General features: G+C 43.7%; 3 protein-coding genes. 1 reads left to right on the forward strand and 2 read right to left on the reverse strand.

Going from position 1 to position 1,551, the window contains the following annotated elements:
• Positions 1–221: 221 nt before the first annotated feature.
• A complete protein-coding gene (locus tag R7070_RS24955; protein ID WP_065766730.1) occupies positions 222–1,025 on the forward strand; it encodes a helix-turn-helix transcriptional regulator in 804 nt (267 codons plus the stop codon).
• Positions 1,026–1,029: 4 nt separating this feature from the next.
• Here the strand turns inward: R7070_RS24955 and R7070_RS24960 are convergent, their stop codons facing one another.
• Together R7070_RS24960 and R7070_RS24965 are read right to left on the reverse strand one after the other, a co-directional pair.
• On the reverse strand, positions 1,030–1,383 hold the full coding sequence (locus R7070_RS24960; protein WP_005462123.1) for a DUF3024 domain-containing protein: 354 nt from the start codon (positions 1,381–1,383) through the stop codon (positions 1,030–1,032).
• A partial coding sequence (locus tag R7070_RS24965) for a hypothetical protein (protein WP_318141364.1) occupies positions 1,346–1,551 on the reverse strand: 206 nt, incomplete at its 5' end. The genes R7070_RS24965 and R7070_RS24960, both read right to left, overlap by 38 nt.

Consider the following 1,551-nt stretch of genomic DNA (forward strand, 5'->3'; position numbering starts at 1 on the left):
GATAAAGAGGTGGTGTACAAGCTGGGTGACACATTGGCAATCGTTCTTGCGGACGTTAACCAAGAAAACCGCAGTTTAGTTGCAAAGCCAACACAGGTATTTGCTGATCAACCAGCACCACAAACAGAACAAACTGTAAGTGAAGAATAATACCGAATGAAGTTTAAAGGCGCTCGAATGAGCGCCTTTTTTATTTGTCATGGAAAACGATAAGAACGAATATGCCGAACATTGAGATCATTCGCTTTAACCACTTCACTGCTCGCAAAAGTGAACGTTACACCGCCACCCATAACGGCTTATATATAGTAGAAGAAGGCGCATTAGTCGTCCACCAGCCAAATGGCGAACAATTTGAACTACAAGCTGGCGACTTTACCCTATACAACTCTTCTGACTTAAGAAGTGCAGAAGCCATACCTGGCGAGAATGGCTTTAAAGCTGTCGCGCTAGTCTTTGACATCAGCCTATTTTGCGAGTTTAAGAAAGCACACCCTGGATTGCATTCAGAAGCAGAACACCGACGCTTCTACCCTTTCTCGCCAGAATCCAATTCAGAAATCACACAGCTTAAGAATACGTTATTGGCTTTAGCCAGTCGTAATGCACCTGATTACACTCAGAGCCACATCGCAATGGCGCTACTTTCTCTTATGGTGGAAGTTCAGCCAGACATTCTTTCGATCATTGACGATGCAAGCAGCCTAACAGCGTCTCAAAAGGCCATTAAGTACATCGAAAAGAACATTGAGAAGGATATAACGTTAGAAGGCCTAGCGGCGCACATGAGCATGTCTATTGCGACGTTAAAACGCCGCCTTGCGGCTGAAAACCTTTCTTTTTCTCAGATATTAAAAGTGAAACGTATTAACTACGCGGCAACACAATTGCGCGTTTCACAAAAATCGATAACAGAAATCGCATTTGAATCTGGATTTAAGAGCGCTGCTCACTTTAGTACCGCGTTTAAATCCATTTACAACATCACCCCTAAAGACTTTCGTAATCAGGTAGTAAGAGGTTAATCCCCTACTCCCAAAAACACGCTTGAGGATCGCTTTCAAGTTCGGCAAGGAGATCTTCGAGCGTGTGACTATGCGGCAACTTTTTGTAAGGAATCCATCGAATTTCTTCTGAGCGAGAGGCGGGAACATAAAAGCGCCAAAGCTGAGTCTGAGAATCAAATAGAATTTTTGCAATTGGCGAGGTGTATTCACTGTGTTGTGAATCTAGCAAGAAATGCGCATGGTGAAGTTCAACGCCGTTTTCAATTGGCTCATAAAGACATTTTCCTTGCTCTACCGGCAAATTCGCATTGCGCGCCGAACAAAGAATCTGAACCAGTTTATATAAGCGGCTGGTTGCCATTTGAGAAACAGACATGACGTTCTCCTGATAGGTAGTTTTTAGTATACACCCAAGCGCCATTTAAGGCTGACTTCACCAACGTTCCGTTTACAGACTTCTCAGAGATTACCATCTCACCCTCCAAGGAAACACTACGTACATCACCACTTTGCTCAAATAACGCGATAAACACGCTGCTGTTTC

It is taken from the genome of Vibrio sp. 1557, from assembly GCF_033340175.1.
Lineage (GTDB): Bacteria > Pseudomonadota > Gammaproteobacteria > Enterobacterales > Vibrionaceae > Vibrio > Vibrio alginolyticus.